Annotated in this window: 15 protein-coding genes; 5 read left to right on the top strand and 10 right to left on the bottom strand. The window is 66.7% G+C overall.

Going from position 1 to position 20,534, the window contains the following annotated elements; all coding sequences use genetic code 11:
* Positions 1-31: 31 nt before the first annotated feature.
* The 3 genes from ACSAGD_RS12365 to ACSAGD_RS12355 all read right to left on the bottom strand — a co-directional run bounded on the left by ACSAGD_RS12365 (position 32) and on the right by ACSAGD_RS12355 (position 6,188).
* The gene (locus ACSAGD_RS12365) at positions 32-1,981 is read right to left on the bottom strand and encodes a DEAD/DEAH box helicase (RefSeq protein WP_437585168.1); all 1,950 of its coding nucleotides are present in this window, start codon (positions 1,979-1,981) and stop codon (positions 32-34) included.
* Positions 1,982-2,112: 131 nt separating this feature from the next.
* Positions 2,113-2,946 carry an MBL fold metallo-hydrolase gene (locus ACSAGD_RS12360; protein ID WP_437583064.1) on the bottom strand — a complete coding sequence of 278 codons (834 nt, stop codon included), beginning with the start codon at positions 2,944-2,946 and terminating at the stop codon, positions 2,113-2,115.
* 182 nt (positions 2,947-3,128) lie between these two features.
* Positions 3,129-6,188, bottom strand: coding sequence for a glycoside hydrolase family 2 TIM barrel-domain containing protein (locus ACSAGD_RS12355; protein WP_437583063.1), 3,060 nt, complete (start codon positions 6,186-6,188; stop codon positions 3,129-3,131).
* 138 nt (positions 6,189-6,326) lie between these two features.
* On the opposite strand from ACSAGD_RS12355, the gene ACSAGD_RS12350 reads away from it, so the two are divergent.
* The 4 genes from ACSAGD_RS12350 (at position 6,327) to ACSAGD_RS12335 (ending at position 9,300) form a co-directional block, all read left to right on the top strand.
* Complete coding sequence (locus tag ACSAGD_RS12350; protein ID WP_437583062.1) at positions 6,327-6,992, top strand: TetR/AcrR family transcriptional regulator; 666 nt, start codon at positions 6,327-6,329, stop codon at positions 6,990-6,992.
* Positions 6,993-7,049: 57 nt separating this feature from the next.
* Complete coding sequence (locus tag ACSAGD_RS12345; protein ID WP_437583061.1) at positions 7,050-8,429, top strand: mechanosensitive ion channel family protein; 1,380 nt, start codon at positions 7,050-7,052, stop codon at positions 8,427-8,429.
* Positions 8,430-8,496: 67 nt separating this feature from the next.
* Positions 8,497-8,883: a DUF7715 family protein gene (locus ACSAGD_RS12340; RefSeq protein ID WP_437583060.1), complete on the top strand. Its 387-nt coding sequence runs from the start codon at positions 8,497-8,499 to the stop codon at positions 8,881-8,883.
* Between the two features lie 42 nt (positions 8,884-8,925).
* Positions 8,926-9,300, top strand: a complete 375-nt coding sequence (locus ACSAGD_RS12335; protein WP_437583059.1) for a DUF4440 domain-containing protein — start codon at positions 8,926-8,928, stop codon at positions 9,298-9,300.
* Positions 9,301-9,303: 3 nt separating this feature from the next.
* Here ACSAGD_RS12335 and ACSAGD_RS12330 read toward each other — a convergent pair whose 3' ends face one another.
* From ACSAGD_RS12330 to ACSAGD_RS12300, 7 genes are all read right to left on the bottom strand, one after another.
* Entirely contained in the window at positions 9,304-10,749 is a 1,446-nt protein-coding gene (locus ACSAGD_RS12330; RefSeq protein WP_437583057.1) for a DHA2 family efflux MFS transporter permease subunit, read from the bottom strand.
* A gap of 265 nt (positions 10,750-11,014) precedes the next feature.
* Positions 11,015-11,443 carry an SRPBCC family protein gene (locus ACSAGD_RS12325; protein ID WP_437583056.1) on the bottom strand — a complete coding sequence of 143 codons (429 nt, stop codon included), beginning with the start codon at positions 11,441-11,443 and terminating at the stop codon, positions 11,015-11,017.
* Positions 11,440-11,778, bottom strand: a complete 339-nt coding sequence (locus tag ACSAGD_RS12320; protein WP_437583055.1) for an ArsR/SmtB family transcription factor — start codon at positions 11,776-11,778, stop codon at positions 11,440-11,442. Before ACSAGD_RS12320 ends, ACSAGD_RS12325 begins: the two co-directional genes overlap by 4 nt.
* A gap of 94 nt (positions 11,779-11,872) precedes the next feature.
* Complete coding sequence (locus tag ACSAGD_RS12315) at positions 11,873-12,292, bottom strand: DUF2185 domain-containing protein (RefSeq protein WP_437583054.1); 420 nt, start codon at positions 12,290-12,292, stop codon at positions 11,873-11,875.
* Positions 12,293-12,361: 69 nt separating this feature from the next.
* The gene (poxB, locus tag ACSAGD_RS12310; RefSeq protein WP_437583052.1) at positions 12,362-14,086 is read right to left on the bottom strand and encodes a ubiquinone-dependent pyruvate dehydrogenase; all 1,725 of its coding nucleotides are present in this window, start codon (positions 14,084-14,086) and stop codon (positions 12,362-12,364) included.
* Positions 14,087-14,144: 58 nt separating this feature from the next.
* Positions 14,145-17,381, bottom strand: a complete 3,237-nt coding sequence (locus tag ACSAGD_RS12305; RefSeq protein ID WP_437583050.1) for an SNF2-related protein — start codon at positions 17,379-17,381, stop codon at positions 14,145-14,147.
* 141 nt (positions 17,382-17,522) lie between these two features.
* Positions 17,523-18,986 (bottom strand): SulP family inorganic anion transporter, encoded by a 1,464-nt coding sequence (locus tag ACSAGD_RS12300; RefSeq protein WP_437583049.1) that lies wholly within the window; start codon positions 18,984-18,986, stop codon positions 17,523-17,525.
* Between the two features lie 54 nt (positions 18,987-19,040).
* Here ACSAGD_RS12300 and ACSAGD_RS12295 point away from each other — a divergent pair, with 54 nt between their 5' ends.
* Positions 19,041-20,495, top strand: a complete 1,455-nt coding sequence (locus ACSAGD_RS12295) for a CCA tRNA nucleotidyltransferase (protein ID WP_437583048.1) — start codon at positions 19,041-19,043, stop codon at positions 20,493-20,495.
* The last annotated feature ends 39 nt before the right edge of the window (positions 20,496-20,534 follow it).

Raw genomic sequence — 20,534 nt, 5'->3', positions numbered from 1 at the left:
GCGGAACCGGGGTGTCGACACGTCACGGCACTCAGTGGCGGGGCTTGCGGGGCTTCCGCGGCTTGCGGCCGCCCTCCCAGCCGCCGCGTGAGTCGCGGTCAGAGCGGAAGCCGCGGTTCTCGCGGCGATCCTCGCCGTCACGTCGCGGTCGGTCATCTCGCCAGGGACGGTCGTCACGGCGAGCCCGGTCGTCACGCCACGGGCGATCCTCCCGGCGAGGCCTGTCGTCGTCGCGGCGGGGCCGACCGTTCTGCGGGCGGTCGTAGCGCTCGTACCGACGCTTGCCTCCGCGCGGTCCGCGGTCCGCGGCGATGTCGATCGGGCGGCCGCCGACGCGCGTGTTCGCGACGCGGTCGAAGAAGTCCTTCGGCAGGTCGGCGGGAAGCTCCACGAGGGAGAAGTCCTGGCGGATGTCGATCTGGCCGAAGTCGTCACGGCCCAGGCCGCCCTCGTTCGCGAGGGCGCCGACGATCTGCCCGGGCTGGACGCGCTGGCGTCGCCCCACCTCGATGCGGTACTGCTGCATGCCGGTCTTCGCGCGGCCGGTGCGGTTGCCGCCGGCATCCTTCTTGGGTCGATCCTTGCGGCCGCGTGACTCCTGCTGGAGCACCAGTTCGTCCTCGGGGGAGAGCAGAAGCGGCGTCGGACCCTGCGCGACGACCGCGAGAGCCGCGGCGACGTCGGACTCCGGAACATCGTGGTGCGTCACGTAGTGGTTGATGATGTCGCGGAACGCTGAGATGCGGTTCTCCTGCCCGAGCGCCTGGGTGATGGCGTCATCGAAGCGGGCGAGGCGGGTCTCGTTGATGTCGTCAACGCTCGGCAGTTGCATCTGCTCGAGGGGCTGACGCGTCGCGCGCTCGATCGCGTTCAGCAGGCGACGCTCGCGCGGAGTGACGAAGCTGATCGCACTGCCCGACCGACCCGCGCGACCGGTGCGGCCGATGCGGTGAACGTACGACTCGGTATCGACCGGGATGTCGAAGTTGACGACGTGGCTGATGCGCTCGACGTCGAGGCCGCGCGCCGCGACGTCGGTGGCCACGAGAATGTCGAGTGATCCGGACCGGAGCTGCCCGACCGTGCGCTCACGCTGCGCCTGAGGCACGTCGCCGCTGATCGCCGCCGCGGAGTAGCCGCGGGCGCGGAGCTTCTCGGCGAGCGTCTCGGTCTCGTTCTTCGTGCGGACGAAGATGATCATGCCGTCGAAGGTCTCGACCTCGAGGATGCGCGTGAGGGCGTCGACCTTCTGCGCGTACGAGACGATGAGGTACCGCTGGCTGATGTTCGCCGACGTGGTCGTCTTGCGCGCGATCGTGATCTCTTCGGCATCCCTCAGATATTTCTGAGAGATCTGGCGGATCTGACGCGGCATCGTCGCGGAGAAGAGAGCGACCTGCTTCTCATCCGGAGTCTCGGCGAGGATCGTCTCGACGTCTTCGGCGAAGCCCATCTTGAGCATCTCGTCGGCCTCGTCGAGCACGAGGTGCTTGATGTTCGAGAGGTCGAGCGTGCCCTTCTCGATGTGGTCGATCACGCGGCCCGGGGTACCGACGACGACGTGCACTCCACGGCGAAGCGCCGAGAGCTGCACGCCATAGGACTGCCCGCCGTAGACCGGCAGAAGACGAACACCCGGCATGTGCGTGGCGTACTGTTCGAAGGCCTCGCTCACCTGCAGGGCGAGCTCACGCGTGGGAGAGAGCACGAGGGCCTGCGGCGTCGACTGTGAGGAATCGAGGTGCGACAGGATCGGCAGGGCGAACGCGGCAGTCTTTCCGGTACCGGTCTGGGCGAGGCCCACGACGTCGCGGCCCTCGAGGAGGACGGGGATGGTGGCCGCCTGAATGGCGGAGGGGGTCTCGTAGCCGACGTCCTGCACCGCTCGCAGCACAGCATCACTGAGCCCGAGATCGGCAAACGTCGACTGTGCGGGTGCGGATTCCTCCGCGGGCGAAGCAGTGCTGTCTGAAGTGGTCATCATTCTCAACCGTACTCGCTGTGCGGGGCCGGAGTCTCGCCCCTTGACAGAGGATTCGCGGTACAGCGCGGATGCCGCACCGAAACCGGGGCAGATTCTCAGGCAGCGGTTCTGGTAGCCGGTGCCGCGCGCTAGGTCAGATGGTCGTTCGCGCCGCTCACCCAGTCGATATAGCGCTGCGCCGAGTGCTCGACGATCGAGGGAGCATCTGGGCCCGCGCTTGCTCCGAAGTTGTTGTACAGCACGTCGAAGCGATACTGCCGCACCTGGTCGGCGATGCGGCGCACGACGGCTGCCGAGAGCGGGATGCGGTTGGGGTAGCTGCGCAGAAAGGTCACGTTGCCGTCGGCGACAGGAAAGATCGCGTCGCCCGCGAACAGCACACCGCCGCCGTCGGCCCCTGCAGACCAATGCGCGATCGTACTGCCGGGAAAGTGGCCGCCGACCTGGTCCAGACGCATGCCCGGCAGAACATCGAACGGATCGTTCCACAGCCGCACGACGTCCGGCCGGTGGCCGAGCCATGCGGCATCCTTTTCGGCGACCCAGATGGGTGCGTCGTCGAACGCCGCGCTCCACTGCGACTGCACACCGTACATGTGCGGGTGACTGGCGATGATGTGATGGATGCCGCCGAGCTCACGCACCGCCGCGATCGCGTCGTCGTCGATCAGCCCCGGCACGTCGAAGAGCAGGTTGCCCGCGGTGGTGCGCACGAGCATGCCCTGCTGCCCGATTCCGACGTTCGTGGCCGTGAGACCCCAGAGGTCGTCGGCGACCTGCGTGACCGTGACGCGGCGGCCGTCTGCGCGGAGGCCGTCGAGGGTTCTCCAGGCCTGCCCGGACGCCGGAACGTGCTGGCGCTCGTCCTCGCAGATCGGGCACTGCTGAGGGGCGACCGGGGCGGGTGCGTACTCGACGCCGCAGGTCGCGCAGAGCCAGAGGTGCGGATGCTGTTCGCTCATGCTCACATTCTCGCCGACGCATCCCGCCCCTCACCTCCCCCGCGCTATTTGTTCGGGTTTGCGCTACAGGAATTTCTGTAGCGCGGGCCCGAACAAATAGCGCGGTGGGTGGGACCGGCGTGCCGGGGCATGAGGTGATGGAGCGGCGCGGCTGGTGCGGACGTGCGGCGGGCGGCGCAGCGCTACTGCGCGGCGATGCGGAACGTCAGCGTGCGGGCCTCCGCCTTCAGCATGTGATCCGGCCACACATCCGGACCGCAGGCGCGAGAGCCCACACCGTTCTGCGCCGCATCGAGATAGAGGTACGCAGCGTCGTTCTCCGGAAGCTCGTGCGGATGCGCGGCCGCGTCGAGCTGCTGCGCCGTGTGCCGCGTGAGCGTGAAGCCCGGCAGGCGCCCCTGAGCGTCGCGCACCGCGTCGAACCGCAGCCACGCCTCTCCGTTCCGCCCGAGCGTGAGGAAGCGTACATCGCTGCGGTGCCCCGTCTCCTGCGGGCGCGAGTAGGCGACGTTGAGGTCGTCGATCGTCGCCTCGAAGCTGCCCACCTGGGCGGCGTGACGCGTGTCGGGGTATGACTCGTGCGGCCCGGTGCCGAACCAGGATGCTCCCGTCACAGTGCTCGGCAGATCGAAGCGCAGTCCGATGCGCGGCAGCACCATGGTCCACCCGCGACTCGGCTCGATGTCGACGCGCAGCCACAGCTCCCCGTCGACGAGCTGCCAGCGCTCGGTTGTGACGATGCTCGCGCGCACGTCGGCCGCCGACCAGCGGCGCCGCGTCACGACGGCATCCTCACTCGTCATCACGCCCTCGATGCGGGAGGTGAGCCGGTCAAGACCTGCTGCGCGCCACACCTCGTCGCAGGCGGGAGCGGGAACGCCGTTGCCGTTGTTCGCGTACGGGTCGCCGGTGGCGTAGCTGCCGCGCCCCTGCCCGCGATCATTGTCGGTCGGGCCCCGCCACAGCTCGAGCTTCGGTCCTGAGACAGGCTGGCCCGCCAGGCGCGAAAGCCGCCCGTGCGTGAACTCGGCCGGTCCGAGAACGGTGCGCGGCTGACGTGTGGTTGAGACGGATGCCGCGGCCCGCAGCTCAGCGGCCAGTCTCGGCGCGGTCAGTCCGGCGTCCCGATCGCCGATCCGCTGCTGTGCGAAGACGATGCGATGACCGGCCGGTGCCCACGCGGCATCCTCGCTGAGAACGGCCTCGACGGTCAGCCATGCCTCAACACCGGCCGGAGTCTCGAGCCCGGTCAGTGTGACGGCCGCGCTCTCACCCGCCGCGACTGGCGCTACGTCGACGTCGCCGCTCGCGGCCGTGCGCCCCTCGGCTTCGACGCGCCACCGGAACGTCAGGTCCGCGGTGCTCGCCGTGTGCCGGCGGTTGACGATCGTGAGGAGCGTCGCGTCGTCGGCATCCCTCACCTCGCCCGCGAGCTCGAGCGTCACGGGCGCGACCACCTGCGCCCACTCGTGCAACCCGGGCGATGGCGTGCCGTCGGAGAGCACCATGCCGTCCATCACGAAGTTGCCGTCGTGCACGACCTCGCCGAAGTCGCCGCCGTACCCGAAGAACTCGGTTCCGTTCTCGTCGCGCGTGAGGATGCCGTGGTCCCGCCACTCCCACACGAAGCCGCCCTGCAGCCGCGGGTACTGCCGCACGAGTTCCTCGTATTGATCGATCGCGCCAGGCCCGTTGCCCATCGCGTGCACGTACTCGCACAGAATGAACGGCTTCGTCCGCTGCCGCGCCGATTCTGCGGCGTCGCAGCCGAGAAGAAGCGTCCGCGAGTCGTCGCGCCCGATCTGCTCCGTCTCGGGAACCGACGAGTACATACGCGAGTAGACGTCCGTGTACGCACCCTGGTAGTCGCCCTCGTAGTGCACGGGCCTGCTCGGGTCGCGGTCGTGCACCCACGACGCCATCGCCGCGAGGTTCTGCCCGGTGCCGGACTCGTTGCCGAGCGACCACATCACGATCGAGGGGTGGTTCTTGTCGCGCTCGACGGTGCGTTCGATCCGGTCGAGGTAGGCGTCGCGCCACAACGGATCGTCGCTCGGGTTGCCCGTCCAGCCGCCCTGCTCGAAGCCGTGCGTCTCGAGGTCGCACTCCAGAATCACCCAGAAGCCCATCTCGTCTGCGAGGTCGAGCAGGCGCGGGTGCGGCGGGTAGTGGCTCGTGCGGATCGCGTTCACGTTGAAGCGCTTCATGAGCGCCAGGTCGTCTCGCGCCCAGGCCTCGTCGAAGACGCGACCGCGCTCGGGATGCGTCTCGTGTCGGTTGACGCCGTGGAAGACGACGCGCTCGCCGTTCACGAGGAAGAGCCCGTTCTCGATGCGCGCGGAGCGGAACCCGAGCCGAAGCGACACGGTCTCAGCGGCGCTGGTCACCGTCGCGTCGTAGAGACGCGGCGTCTCCGCGGTCCAGGGTTCGACGGTGTCCACGGTCACCGGCGCGACATCGGAGGCATCCGCCCATTCGACGTCCACGTCGAGCTCGGGCACCCGCAGCCGTACGGGAAAAGCCTGGTCGGATGCCGTCAGCTGCGGCGCGATCGTGCCGACCCCTCCGTCGTACTCCGTTCGCAGCCACACGTCGTCGATGCCGCCGACCGGCCGGGCCTGAAGTGTCACGTCACGGAAGATGCCCGGCAGCCACCACTGATCCTGATCCTCGAGGTAGCTCGCGGCGGACCACTGGTGCACCCGCACGGCGATCTGGTTGGCGCCGGGTCTCACGGCATCGGTCACGTCGAACTCCTGCGCGAGCCGCGACCCGCTGCCGACGCCGATCAGCTTGCCGTTCACCCAGACGCGGTAGCGCGACTCGACCCCGTCGAAGCGCAGCAGGATGCGGCTGTCCGCCCAATCTTCCGGCACGTCGAAGCCGCGGCGGTAGTCCCCGGTCGGGTTCTCGTCGGGAACGAACGGCGGGTCGATGGGGAAGGGGAACTGCACGTTCGTGTAGATGGGGGAGCCGTAGGCGCCGTCGCCCTGCAGCACCCAGTGCGAGGGCACGGCGATCTCGTCCCAGGAGGCGTCGTCGAAGTCCGGCTCCGCGATGGCCTCGAGTGCCTCGCCCTCGGGCAGAACCCCCGCGGCGCCCGGTTCACCGGGCGCACCGGGGAGAAGACGGAACCTCCACGACCCGTTGAGCGACAGCGTCGGAGCGTCGCTGTGCAGCCATGAGCGGGCCGGGGTGCGTGCTCCTGAACCCGGGCCGCGGTCGGTGACGTACGAGGACATAGAGGGATCCTTCCGTGGGGCCGCTTTGCCGGACAGTCCGCGACCGATCTGTCGTCGCAGCGCTGTCAGGCCACACTACACAATTTCGAGTGACCACTCGAAATTCGTTTTGCGCTGGGGTCGGGGTAGTGTTCCGGCATGAGCAGTGCGCCTCGCTCCGGCCGCCGCGGACCCTACGCGAAGTCCGCGGAGCGGCGTCGAAGCATCGTCGACGCTGCGTTCGAGGTGTTCGCCGCGCACGGCTACCGCGGCGGTTCGCTTCAAGACGTCGCCGATCGCGTGGGGCTCAGCCAGACGAGTCTGCTGCACTACTTTCCGTCGAAGCGTGAACTTCTCGTGGCCGTGCTTGACCGACGGGATGCCGAGGCGGACAGCGGTCCGCTCTCGGAGGAGAGCCGCGATTTTCCGACCGCGCTCGTCGCCCAGGCGAGGCACAACGAATCCGTTCCGGGGCTGATCGAGCTCTACGCTGTGCTGTGCGGGGAGTCGGTGACCACCGACTATCCGGCGCGTGACTACTTCATCACCCGCTTCGACCGGCTTCGCCAGCAGTACGCCACGGAGCTTCGCGAGCTCGCCGCCGAGGGCCGCCTTCGTCCGAGCGTCGACCCCGAGCGCGCGGCCGCCTCCATCGTGGCGCTGTGGGACGGCATCCAGGTTCAGTGGCTCCTCGACTCGTCGATCGACATGGCCGCCTGCCTCAAGGACTACCTGGACGGCATCCTCTTCGACCCCGACGAGCACGAGCCCACCGACGCGCTCACCGGTCTCGACACCGACGGCGGATTCCTCCGCAACGCATAGACGCCATTCGTTCGAGTGTGGCATCGTAGGTCACCCTGAGGAAAGGAGTCACTCGCTATGGGTTCCTGGAGTCCCTGGATCACCTTCGGAATCGCCATCGTCATCGCCGCTGCGGTCGTCATTGCGGCGCTGCTCATCGTGAAAACGGTGCTGTCGACTCTCGAGCGTCGTCGAGCAGGCGTGAGGTTCCTCAGGCTGAGAGCGACCCGATCGTTCATGTTCTTCCTGATTGTGGCCGCGGCGTGGGCCGCGATGTCTGCGTCATTCCCGCTGCGCGAATGGATGCCGGGACTCTCGCACCTGTTCTCGATCGCGCTCATAGCGGGTGTCGCGTGGTTGCTTGTCGACCTCGTCTTCGTGCTCGCCGACGTCTCCAATGCGAAGTATGAGGGTGCCGAGGATTCGATATCTGCGCGCCGCATGCGCACGCAGATGACGATGGTTCGGCGTCTGCTGATCGTGATCGTCGTCGTGATCGCGGTCGGCTCCATTCTGATGACGTTCCCGGGAATTCGGACGATCGGCGCGAGCGTCTTGGCGTCCGCTGGTATCGCCAGCATCGTCGCGGGCCTCGCGGCGCAGTCTGTGCTCGGCAACCTGATCGCGGGCGTGCAACTCGCCTTCAGCGATGCCGCTCGTGTCGGCGATGTCGTCGTGGTCGAAGAGGAATGGGGAACCATCGGCGAGATCACGCTGGCGTACGTGGTCGTGAACATCTGGGACGAACGTCGGCTCGTCGTGCCGTGCACGTACTTCACCTCGCAGCCCTTCACGAACTGGACGCGGCGTGGAAGTCAGATTCTCGGAACCATCGCGTTCGACATTGACTGGCGCGTCAACATCTCCGCGATGCGGCAGAAGCTCAACGAGGTGCTCGAGGGCACCGACCTGTGGGACGGCCGCAGCGGCTCCCTGCAGATCATCGATGCGACCGGCGGCTTTGTTCGCGCTCGTTCCACCGTCTCGGCGGTGGACTCCGGAAAGCTGTGGGATCTCCAGTGCCTCGTCCGCGAGGAGATGATCGCGTGGCTTCAGAAGTCCGGCAACTTCTCGCTCCCGGTCACGCGCGTGCAGATGGTCGACGGCGAGGCCATGGACCGCAAGATGGCTCGGTCCGGACCGAAGAACGTCGATGCGGAGGCCGAGCGTGAGCAGGCGGGAATGTTCTCCGGCTCGCCTGAGGCGGAGGCTCGCGGAAGCATGTTCACGGGAGCGATCCCGGTGCAGGAGGCCGAGCAGCGGGAGCAGGATGCCGCGCTGCAGACGGGCCCCGCCCCGGTCGCGCCGCAGACCGCACCCGCGCCGCAGCAGGCGCCGCAAACCGCGCAGCAAACCGCACCGCAGGAGCCGGTCGCTCCGCCCACACGCCCGGTGACGCCGCCGCACCCGCAGGACCCCTCACCGTCGCCCGACGATCCATCTCAGTCCGAGCGCTGACTGTCGGAGGGGCCCTCTAGTCTCGTTGCCGTGCCGGATCTTCCATCCCTCGACAGGAAAGAAGATCATGAAACTCCTCATCGCAACGACCGAACTGCAGGGCCAGGCCTCCGACGACTTCATGCGGGCGATCCCAGGCGAACTCGTCGTCGATGTCGGCCCGTGCGAAGACGCGACGGCGAGCGACGACTGGAGCTGCGCGTGCGCGCGCAGCTTCGTCGGCCTCACGTCGGGTCGCATGACCACGACCGCGAAGGTCGTCGACCATCTCGACATCGACGCTCGTGAGTACATAGAGACCGTTCGCGATGCGTTCGGGACGTGGTGCTGCCCCGACTGCGCCACTGAGATCGCACTGATCTCGCGGCGCATCGCGGGGCAGTGGGACACCGGGCAGATCCTCGAGCGCTACTGCAGCGTCGTGCGTGCTCGACTTCCGCACCTGGCCGGTTGACGATGCTTGAGGCTCGGACCGGGACGTTGATACGTTCTGAACATGAACGGTGACGTCCGGTCCGAACTCCTCGCTCTCGAACACGACGGGTGGCGGTCGCTGTGCGATGGAACTGGCGCTGATTTCTACGGGCGCCTCATGATCACGGACGGCGTTATGGTGCTCGCTGGCGGCTTCTCGCTGGACCGAGCTAGCGTTATCGCGTCACTCGTTGACGCCCCGACCTGGGACACTTATCGAATTGATGATGAGCGCGTTATCTCTATAGCCACCGACGTTTTCGCCATCACATATATCGGTCGCGCGTCGCGCGGCGACGAACCGGAGTTCGCCGCCGCGATGTCGAGCACCTACGTACGTGTTGACGGAGAATGGCGACTTGCGCTATATCAGCAGACGCCTGTTGCGAGCCGGTAGACCTCAGCTGGCGAGGCCGACCGGCTCAGTAGGGGTCTTCTCCACCGGCTCCTCGACATCATCCGCGGGCTTCTTCACGAGGAAGGCCGCGATGATCGTGAGCGAGAAGATGATCGCTCCGACGAGGAACGCCGTGCGCACGCCGCTCGCGATACCCACCTGCTGCGATGCTCCGTCGGCCTGGAGACTGGCGGAGACCGTGGACATCACGGTGACGAACAGCGCCGTTCCCGCAGCGCCCGCCACCTGCTGCACCGTACCGACGATCGCACTCGCGTGAGAGTAGAGGGACGGAGCGACAGACCCCATGCTTGACGTGAACAGGGGAGTGAACAGCAGCGACAGGCCGAGGCTCAGCACGAGGTGCGCAGCGAGAATGAAGAACGGAGAGGTTTCCGCCGACACCGTCAAGGCGAGCGTCCAGAGCACGGCGGCGACGAGGACCGTTCCGGGAACCAGCAGCGGACGTGTTCCCACCCGGTCATAGAGGCGGCCGACGAGCGGACCCATGAGCCCCATGAGAAGTCCACCGGGCAGCACGAGCAGGCCGATGAACATCGGCTCGAGGCCGAGCGCCTGCTGCAGGTAGATCGGCAGCAGGATGATTGTGCCGAACAGGCCCATCATCGCGACGACCATCATGACGACCGAGGTCGAGAAATTGCGCGACGCGAAGGTGCGCAGGTCGAGCAGGGCGTCATTCTGCTTCTCAAGGCGCTTCTGCATGAGCGCGAACACCGTGAGAGCCACGATGCCCACGCCGATCGTCACCCACGTGGACACCGGAGTGCCCTGCGGATTGTCTTCGGTGCCGGCCCCGATGTTGCTCAGACCGTAGACGAGCGAACCGAAGCCGATCGCCGACACGATCACTGACGGAACGCTGATCGGCAGCTTCTTCGGCTCGGTCACGTTCACGACGAAGCGGATACCGATGATCAGCATGGTGACGGCGATCGGCAGCACGAGGATGAACATCCAGCGCCAGCCGAGCGCGTCGAGGATGAGCCCGGAGACCGTCGGGCCGATCGCGGGAGCGACCGACATGACGATCGAGACGTTGCCCATCGTCTTTCCGCGCGCTGCCGGCGGAACCAGCGTCATGATCGTTGTCATGAGCAGCGGCATCATGATCGCCGTGCCCGAGGCCTGAATGATCCGGGCTCCGAGAAGCATCCAGAAACCGGGAGCAATGGCCGCGAGTGCCGTTCCCGCCGAGAACAGGGTCATGGCGGTGATGAAGACCTGACGCGTGGTGAAGCGCTGAAGCAGAAAGCCCGTGATCGGAATCACGACGGCCATCGTCAGCATGAACGCGGTCGTCAGCCACTGGGCGAGTCGCGCGGATACCTCGAGGTCGCGCATCAGATCGGTGAGGGCGACGCTCATGATCGTCTCATTGAGAATCACCACGAAGGCGGCGCCGAGCAGCAGCCAGATGACGCGCATGTAGGGTGCCTGGCCGCTCTGGGCAGGGTCAGAAACAGAAGGACGGTCGTTCACAGGAGCTCCGTACGATCGAAAGCGGCCGCTGGGTAATGGAAGGAAGTCGCCGAGACGGCGATGAGAAGCTGCTCGACTGAGACAGAGAACCGAAGCGAGCAGCAGATTATTCCAGCACAGGGTTGATGTTCGCGCAAGCGATGCTGTGCGATCTCTCAGCATCCGGCCGCGATGTGAGCGACCGGATGCTGAGATTCAGGTGTGCCGAGATTCAGGCGGCGACGAGCCCGGCGAGGTCATCGAGTGTCGTCGACCAGCCGTCGTACACGAAGCCGTCACCTGGGTGGCCCTCGAAGCCCACAAGGTGGAAGGCCATCTCGGTCGTGTCCCCGCTCTCGGTGAATGAGACGGTGACGACGGGAGCGTCCGGGTCTCCGGGATTTCCCCACGTGAATACCAGCTTCGTGAGCGGGGAGACCTCAAGGAAGGTGCCGCCGGTTACGATATCCTGCCCGGTCTCGTGATTGACCATCGTGTACTGGTACTTTCCGCCCTCGCGGACGTCCCATGTGATGCTCTCCACGGGGGTTGAAGGGAGCCACTGAGCGAGGTGCTCGGGCTCCGTCCACGCGCGCCACACGGTCTCCGGTGCGGCGTCGAGCGTGCGCGTGATCGTGAACTCGGGCTTCTGGGTGTTCATGGCTGCTCCTTTGCGTTCATGGACCTGAGATGGTCCTCGAGGGCATCGAAGCGTTCGTTCCATTCTCGACGGTGCTTCTCGACCCACGCAGCCGCTTCGTCGAGCGGTTCGGTGCGGATGCTCAATGTGCGCCACTGTGCGTTCGTGGTCCGTTCCACCAGACCCGCGGACTCCAGCACCTTGAGGTGCTGGGAGACAGCGGGCGCGCTGATGTCGAACCTCTTCGCGATCTGCCCGACCGTCGTCGACTCCTGGTGCAGTGCGCTGAGGATCTCACGTCGCGTCGGATCCGCGAGAGCTGAGAAGACGAGACTCAGTGGGTCTTTCGATGCCATTAACCATTTCCTTAATTAAGCATCTACTTAACAATGAGTGCGGAGAAAAGTCAAGAGCCACCGATGGCGCCAGAAGAGAGGAGGGTGAGGGCACTCAGAGGTCGTCGCGCTCGCGAAGGTCGTCGATCGTGTCGATCGTATCGGCGTCGATCTCCTCCCAGTCGTCGTCCTCGGCATCCTCACCGTCGTCGTCTGCATCGACGAACTCGTCGCTGCCCTCGACGCGAACGAGATGCGTACCGGGAGGGGCATCGAGATACGGGATCACCGCGTCGTCCATGTTCGCGATCACGTTGACGTCGAACACGCCGACATGGCGCTCGTCGTCGAGATACTCCTGACTCTCGTCGCCGGAGAGGAAGCGCCACCCGCTGTCCTCCTCGTCGGGCTCCTCGCGATACATGTAGCCGACCGCGCGACCGGCGACGGTGATCTCATCGGATGCCGCGGCCGTGCCGCGACCCGGCGCGCGCTGCTCGATGTCTTCTTTGCTCAGCACATATCGCTTCGACATGATCACCCTCCGCGCTCTCAAGGATGTCCCACGAACTCAAGGGGCACAAGACCCAGAGATGGTCGTTCGCTACAGGATCTGCCGCGCGTTCGTGCGGGCCAGATCGATGAGCTCATCACCACGTCCCGACATCACGGTCCGGATGGCGTACAAGGCGAACCCGCCGACCTGCTCCGCTGTGATCGTCGGCGGCATCGAGAGCTCCTGACGCTCGGTGACGACGTCGACGAGGGCGGGGCCGTCATGCTCGAAGGCATCCTTCAACGACTCATGCAGATCGGCCGAACGCTCGACGCGGAAGCCCTTGATGCCGAGCGCGTTCGCGACGTCGGCGAAGTTCGGATTGTCGAGTCCCGTGCCGAAGGTGACGATGCCCGCGGCCTTCATCTCCAACTCGACGAAGTTGAGCGAGGAGTTGTTGAACACGACGAGTTTCACCGGGAGAGAGCTCTGGATGAGCGTGATGAGGTCGCCCATGAGCATGGAGAGGCCGCCGTCGCCGGAGAGCGTCACGATCTGGCGGCCGGGAAACGCCGACTGCGCGCCGATCGCCTGCGGCAGCGCGTTCGCCATGGACCCATGCGTGAACGAGCCGATGAGCCTGCGCCGACCGTTCATCGTGAGATAGCGCGAGGCCCACACGACGGGAGAGCCGACATCGGGAAGGAACACCGCGTCGTCCGAGGCGAGTTCGTCGATCGCTCGTGCCACGTACTGCGGGTGGAGAGGCTGCGAACCGCGACGCGAGGTCGCGAGCTCGTCGAGCTTCTTGCGCGTCTTCGTGTAGTGCTTGCGCATCGCCTCGAGGTGCTTGCTGCTCTTCGCGGTCGAGAGCCTCGGCAGCAGAGCCTCGATCGTCTCACGTACGCCGCCCCGCAGCCCAACGTCGATCGGAGTGCGACGGCCGAGGTGCTCACCCCGGACATCGACCTGGATGACCGTGGTGTCCTCCGGGTAGAACTGCTGGTACGGAAAGTCGGTTCCGAGCATGACGAGCGTGTCGCAGCTCTCCATCGCGCGGTAGCCCGAGGCGAACCCGAGAAGCCCGGTCATTCCCACGTCGTAGGGATTGTCATATTCCACGAATTCTTTGCCGCGCATCGCGTGCACGATCGGAGCCTGAAGCGTCTTCGCGAACTGCATGAGCTCCGCGTGCGCGCCCTCGCACCCGGCACCCGCGAGGATCGTCACGGCGCCGGCCGCATTGAGTGCTTTCGCAGCCTCATCGAGTGCGGCTCCGTCCGGGACGATGCTCGATGTCGTCGCGCGGATCGGGGCGACCAGGTCGCTTTCCGCCTCGGCGAGACCCACATCGCCCGGCAGTACGATCACGGCGACGCCGCGCTGCTCGACGGCGGCGCGCATTGCCATGTGCAGCACGCGCGGCATCTGATCGGGGCTCGATACGAGTTCGGCATACACACTGCACTCGCGGAACAGCTCGGTCGGATGAGTCTCCTGGAAGTAGCCGCTGCCGATCTCCTGGCTCGGAATCTGCGCGGCGATCGCGAGCACCGGCGCGCGGGAGCGCTGAGCGTCGAACAGGCCGTTGATCAGGTGCAGGTTGCCGGGCCCGCAACTGCCGGCGCAGACCGCGAGCTCACCCGTGAGGGCGGCTTCGGCGGATGCCGCGAACGCGGCGGATTCCTCGTGTCGCACCTGAACCCAATCGATCGCGGGTCGGGTGCGCATGGCATCCGTGAATCCGTTGAGGGAGTCTCCGGGGATCCCGTAGATCCGCTCGACTCCGCTGGCCATCAGGGTTTCGACGATGTTCTCGGCGACGGTGGTCATGGCATCCCTCCCGGTGTCTCCTTGAGTCTCGCAGATGCCACGCTGCGCCACCAGGGGGTCAGTCGTCGGTCAGAAGCGCGCGGATGTCGTCTGCCGTGAGTGCGCTGCTGAACGCGGCATCCTCATCGACCACAGCATCGAACAACGCCGCTTTCTTGCGCTGCAGAGCCATGACTTTCTCCTCGATCGTGCCCTCGGCGACGAGCCGGTAGACCATGACGTTTTGCGTCTGTCCGATGCGGTGCGTGCGGTCGATCGCCTGGGCCTCGCTCGCCGGGTTCCACCACGGGTCGAGCATGAACACGTAGTCGGCCTCGGTCAGGGTGAGGCCGAAGCCGCCCGCCTTGAGGCTGATCAGGAACACCGGGGCGTCGCCAGCGCGGAAGGCCTCGATGACCTCCCCGCGCCGCCTCGTCGAGCCGTCGAGGTAGGAATAGGGGATGCCTCGAGCGTCGAGCCGCTCGGCGACGCGCTTCAGGAACGACGTGAACTGGCTGAACACCAGCATGCGGTGCCCCTCCGCGATGACGTCGTCGAGCTGCTCGAACAGTGCGTCGAGCTTGCTCGAGGTCACGCCCGCGTACTCGTCGTCCACGAGCGCTGGGTCGAGCGCCAGCATCCGCAGCAGTGTGAGGGACCGGAAGACGATGAACCGGTTGCGGTCGAGGTCGTCGATGAGTCCGAGCAGCTTCTTCCGCTCGCGCTGCAGCACAGTGTCATAGAGGCTGCGGTGATCAGCTGCGAGCTCGACCTCGACGGTCTGCTCCTGCTTGGGCGGGAGGTCGGCCGCCACGGCTTCTTTCGTACGGCGCATCATGAAGGGGCGAACGCGTCGGCGCAGCCGGGCGATCCGCTCGGGAACGACGTCACCCTCGATGGGGCGCACGTACTCCTCGCTGAATCGACGGCGGGAGGGGAAGAGCCCCGGTGCCGTGATCGAGCACAGCGCCCACAGATCGAGCAGCGTGTTCTCGAGCGGAGTTCCTGTGATTGCAAGGCGGAAGGGCGCGTCGATGTCAGCGGCCGCCTGGTGTGCCTTCGAATCGGGGTTCTTGACGAACTGCGCCTCGTCGAGCACGAGCCCCGCCCACGACAGCTTCGCCACATGCGCTGCGTCGATGCGCATGACCGCGTACGACATGATGACGACGTCAGCTCCGGCGATCTCCTCCTCGAGAGGCACGTGACGTCTGCCCCGGGTGGCGTCGACCACGCGCACGTCCAGGTGCGGGGTGAACCGCTGGGCCTCCGATCGCCACGTCGACACGACGGACGTCGGCGCCACCACGAGGAAGGGCGGCTCCTCGGCATCCCCCTCGCCCTGCTCGCGCGCGTGCGCGATGAGAGCAAGAGTCTGCAGTGTCTTGCCGAGCCCCATGTCATCAGCGAGGATGCCGCCCAGGCGGTGCTCCCACAGAAACGCGAGCCACTGGAAGCCTTCGCGTTGGTAGGGCCGCAGCGTTGCGCGCACCGGCGGTTCCGGTCGGACGACCTCCTGAGAGCCGGAGAGCCCCGCGACGGTCTCCCGCCACGTCACCGCTTCGACAGTCTCGTCCGCGAGGTCTTCGAAGTCGGCCCAGAGCCCCACCTGATATCGACTGATGATCGGGGCTCCGGGCTCCCACTCGTCGAGCGCGTCCGACTCGGCGAGCAGCTCCCGCAGGCGCTCGAAGGCGGGATGTCCGAGCGAGAAGTAGGTGCCGTCGACGAGCTTCAGCTTCTTGCGTCCGCGTGCGAGCGCCTCGAACAGGTCGATGAACGGAATCGGCCGCCCCTCGATCGTGACGATGATGCCCAGGTCGAACCAGTCGTTCTTCTCGGACTCCACGGTCGAGACCGTCACATGCGGCGACGCGGTCAGCTCGCGGTACACCGGCCGCTTCCCGCTGACCTCCACGCGCACGCCCTCGAGTCGCTCGAGAGTGGGCAGCACGTGCTCCGTGAACTCGGCGGTGTCGACGTCGTGCAGCTTGCGCGAGGCGTGCTCGGTTCCTCCGGGCCAGGCGCGCTCCACCCTGCCGCGGGTCTCGCGCTCGCGATCGGCGTCGCGCCGTTCGCCGGGACGGGCATCGAAAGGCAGGTCGCGCTCAGGGGCGTGGTACCGCCACCGCCACGTCAGCGACAGTGCGTCTTTCGCGCCGAACTCTGCGGCCAATACGAGCTCCGGCGGCGAGACCTCGGGCAGATCGACGGAACGGTCGCTGCTCGTCACCTCGATACCCGCCGTCACCCGCGGGTAGTAGTCGCCGAGGAACTCCGGCACATCATCCGGCGGCACATCCACCGTGTCTGGGCGAGCGAGCAGAGCGCGACGCTCGCCGGTGAGCGGCTCCATGGTCGGGGCGAGAAGAACATGGATGTCGCTGCCGCTCACCGCATACGCGTAGACGCCGTGCTCGGCGACCGGGGCGACTCGCCGCGCGTCATACGGCATTCCGTCGATCACGACGAGCGGCGCGAGCTGCAGTCCGCGTCCCTGCGCGCGAACGTCGAGACTGATGCGCGCTGACTCTGCGAGCTCGACGGTCGTGTTGCGGTTGATGCCCACGAGACGAACGCCCGTGCTCTCGGCATCCGCGAGCAAACGCCACAGCAGCGGACTGCGGAAGTCGTCGAGCGAGAGCGTGTCGGACTCGTTCAGCAGCCACTTTTCGCGGGTCGCATCGAAGAGCCCGAGCATCTGTGTGAACCACATGAGCTGATCAGGGTCGAGGCGCAGTCGGTTGATCTGGTGCGCGAGCGTACGCCAGGTGAGAGTGCCTTTGATCCAGCCGCGCTTGCCGGGCATGAGCGGGCGGATGCCGAGGCGCACGCCCTTGCTGGTCGCCGCTGAGAGGGAGGAGGCCGTCGTGCTCGTGCGGCGCGCGCCCTTGAGACGCAGCTCGAAGCCGAGTGCGAGAGGTGTCGTCTCGCGTGCGGCATCCGTGCTCACCATCGATTCGACGGCGCTCTTCCATGCCGGAAGCTCCTGCACAGCCCGTTCGTCCTCACGCTGCGCGCGCTGGGCACACGCGAGGAGCACCGCGGCGACGTGCTTGCAGCGCACCTGCACCGGGCAGCTGCACGCTGTGAAGGTCGGGGTGAAGCCGCTTGGACCCTCGCGGAGGTCGACTCGGCACCTATACGGTGCCGCCGAGTTGCCGAGGACGCGCGCAGAGAGCGTCTGGGCCTCGCTGTTCCAGTGCAGCTGTGTCACTGCCCCCACGTAGCTGCGCGCCCGGACGAGCGTACGCGGGTCCACGAGCGCGACCGCCACGTCTTCGTCGATCAACGGCAGCAGCTCCACGCCACTCATGCTCTCACGCCCCGCTGACACTGTCTGCCCGTCTGCCCGCGCTGCCCGCCCGTTCGCCAGGTAGGAGATGTGTCATTCAGCGGGACGAAATCGCGAAAAGCATCCTTCTGAGTGATGCATCTCCTACCTGATGCACCCCAGTCAGCCGAGCGTGCCCGTGAGCCGCCCGTGGAACTGCGTCGACCGCTCGTCCAACCCGGAGAACGTCACGGTGATGCCGTGCTCGCGGTACTTCGCCTGCACGGAGTCGAGTGCCGACACCGTCGACGCGTCCCAGATCTGCGCGGCACTGAGGTCGATGACGACCTCATGCGCGATGTCGTCCGCGTACGAGAACTGCTCGACGAGGTCGTTGCTGCTGCCGAAGAACAGCGGTCCTGAGACCCGATACCGCACGGTGTCGCCAGCATCCCGTGTCACCGTCACCACGTGCGCGACCCGCCTGGCGAACAGCACGATCGCCAGCAGCACTCCGCAGCCGACGCCGATCGCGAGGTTGCTCGTCGCCACCACGATCGCGACGGTCACGACCATGACGAGCGTCTCTGACAGTGGCATCCTGCGCAATGTCGAGGGGCGGATGCTGTGCACATTCACGGTCGTGATGGCGACGACCATCATGACGGCGGCCAGCGCGACCATCGGAATCTGCTCCATGACGTCGCTCAGCACCGTGACGAGGGCGAGCAGCAGCGCACCCGCGACGAACGTCGAGATTCGCGTGCGCGCCCGCCCGAGCTTCACGTTGACGACGGTCTGTCCGATCATCGCGCACCCGGCGATGCCGCCCCACAGTCCCGCCACGATGTTCGCGACTCCGAGCGCCCACGACTCGCGCCCCTTGTGCGACTTCGTCTCGGTGATGTCGTCGACAAGTTTTGCGGTCAGCAGAGTCTCCATGAGCCCGACGAATGCGACGCTGAGCGCGGTCGGCCAGATGAGCTGCAGCGTTTCGACGTTCAGCGGTACCAGCAGCGGCGTGATGCCCGGCAGCCCTCCCGCAACGTCGCCCTGATCGCCGACGGTCGGAACGTCCAGGTGGCCGATCATGGCGATGGCCGTCACGATGATGATCGCGACGAGAGGCGCAGGAACCGCCTTCGTCAGGCGCGGCAGTCCCACGACGATCGCGATGGTCAGGGCGAACAGCGGGTACACGACCCACGGCACGTCGACGACGTGCGGCACCTGTGCGATGAAGATGAGGATGCCGAGGGCGTTGACGAACCCAAGCATGACCGATCGTGGAATGAAGCGCATCAGCCGCGCGAGTCCTCCGAGCCCGAAGGCAATCTGCACGAGACCGGCGAGCACGACCGTCGGCAGCAGGTACTCGACTCCGTGCTCTCGCACGAGCGGCGCGACGACGAGTGCCACAGCGCCCGCGGCCGCGGTGATCATCGCGGGACGACCGCCCAGAATCGACATCGAGATGGCGAGCACAACCGAGGCGATGAGGCTCACCTTCGGGTCGACGCCCGCGATGATCGAGAACGAGATCACCTCGGGAATGAGCGCGAGAGTGGTGACGGCGCCGGCCAGCACTTCCGTGATGAGAAGCCGCGGTCGCCGCAGAGCCGTGAGAGCAGAGGGAGCGGAAGACACCGCTCAACTGTACGGTGTGCGGAGACCGGATGCGCGCCGGTTAAGATTGTGCGCATGGTGAAAATGGCTGAGGCCCTCGAACGACTCCAGACTCTCGCCGACTCACCCATCGTGCAGCGCGTTGCGCGGGCTTTCGCGGATGCCGGTCACGAACTCTCCCTCGTGGGTGGCCCGGTGCGCGATGCCATGCTCGGCGTGCCGGTGCACGACTACGACTTCACGACGGATGCCCGTCCCGACGAGATCCTCGAGATCGTTACGCCCATCTCCACGGCGCAGTGGGACATCGGTCGCGAGTTCGGCACCATCGGCGCGCGCATCACCGCGGGTGAGGGTGAGGATGCCGTGACAGACACGGTCGAGATCACGACCTACCGTGCCGACGCGTACGACGGGGAGACCCGCAAACCGCTCGTCGAGTTCGGTGACACGCTCGATGACGATCTCAAGCGTCGTGACTTCACCGTCAACGCGATGGCGCTCCGAGTGCCTCAGGTCACTCTCGTCGATCCGCACGGCGGAGTCGAAGACCTCCTTGACGCGACCCTGCGCACGCCGTCGCCGCCCGAGGTCAGCTTCGGCGATGACCCCCTGCGCATGCTCCGCGCGGCGCGGTTCGCGAGCCAGCTCGGCTTCTACGTCGCCGATGAGGTGCAGGATGCCATGCAGACACGCGCCTCCACCATCGAGATCGTCTCGGCCGAGCGCATTCAGGGCGAGCTCGTGAAGCTGCTCTCGACGGATGCTCCGGCCGACGGCATCCGCCTCCTCGTCGACACGGGACTCGCTGACGTCGTACTCCCGGAGGTCCCTGCGCTGCGTCTGGAGACCGACGAGCATCACCATCACAAGGACGTCTACGAGCACTCGCTCACCGTGCTCGAGCAGGCCATCGGTCATGAGAAGCGGCGTCACCCGGGGGAGGAACCCGATGTCGTACTGCGCCTCGCAGCGCTCCTGCATGACATCGGCAAGCCAGCCACCCGCAGACTCGAGCCGGGTGGCGCTGTGAGCTTCTACCATCACGACGTGGTCGGGGCGAAGCTCGCGCGCAAGCGGCTCAAGGCGTTGCGCTTCGACATGGCCACGATCAAGGCCGTGACACGTCTGATCGAGCTGCACCTGCGCTTCTTCGGCTACAGCGAGGGCGCCTGGACCGACTCCGCGGTGCGCCGCTACGTGCGTGACGCGGGCGATCAGCTCGAGCGCCTGCATATGCTGACGCGCGCAGATGTCACCACTCGCAACCGCCGCAAGGCCGACCGACTCGCGTTTGCGTACGACGACCTCGAGAAGCGCATCGCCGAGCTCAAAGAGCAGGAGGAGCTCGACGCGGTCCGCCCTGAACTCGACGGCAACCGCATCCAGGAGGTCCTCGGCATCCGGCCGGGGCCCGAGATCGGCAAGGCGTACGCGTGGCTGCTCGAACTGCGTCTCGACGAGGGAACCCTCGGCGAGGAGGAGGCTGAGCGCCGCCTGAAGCAGTGGTGGGCTGAACGGAACCGCTGACCCGGCATCCGTCACGGCGTACGGCCTCGGTCTCACGGA

This window comes from Paramicrobacterium salitolerans (assembly GCF_051513965.1).
Taxonomy (GTDB): Bacteria; Actinomycetota; Actinomycetes; order Actinomycetales; family Microbacteriaceae; genus Paramicrobacterium.
Note: the sequence above shows the minus strand (reverse complement) of the source record. Positions and strands in the feature narration are given on the sequence as shown.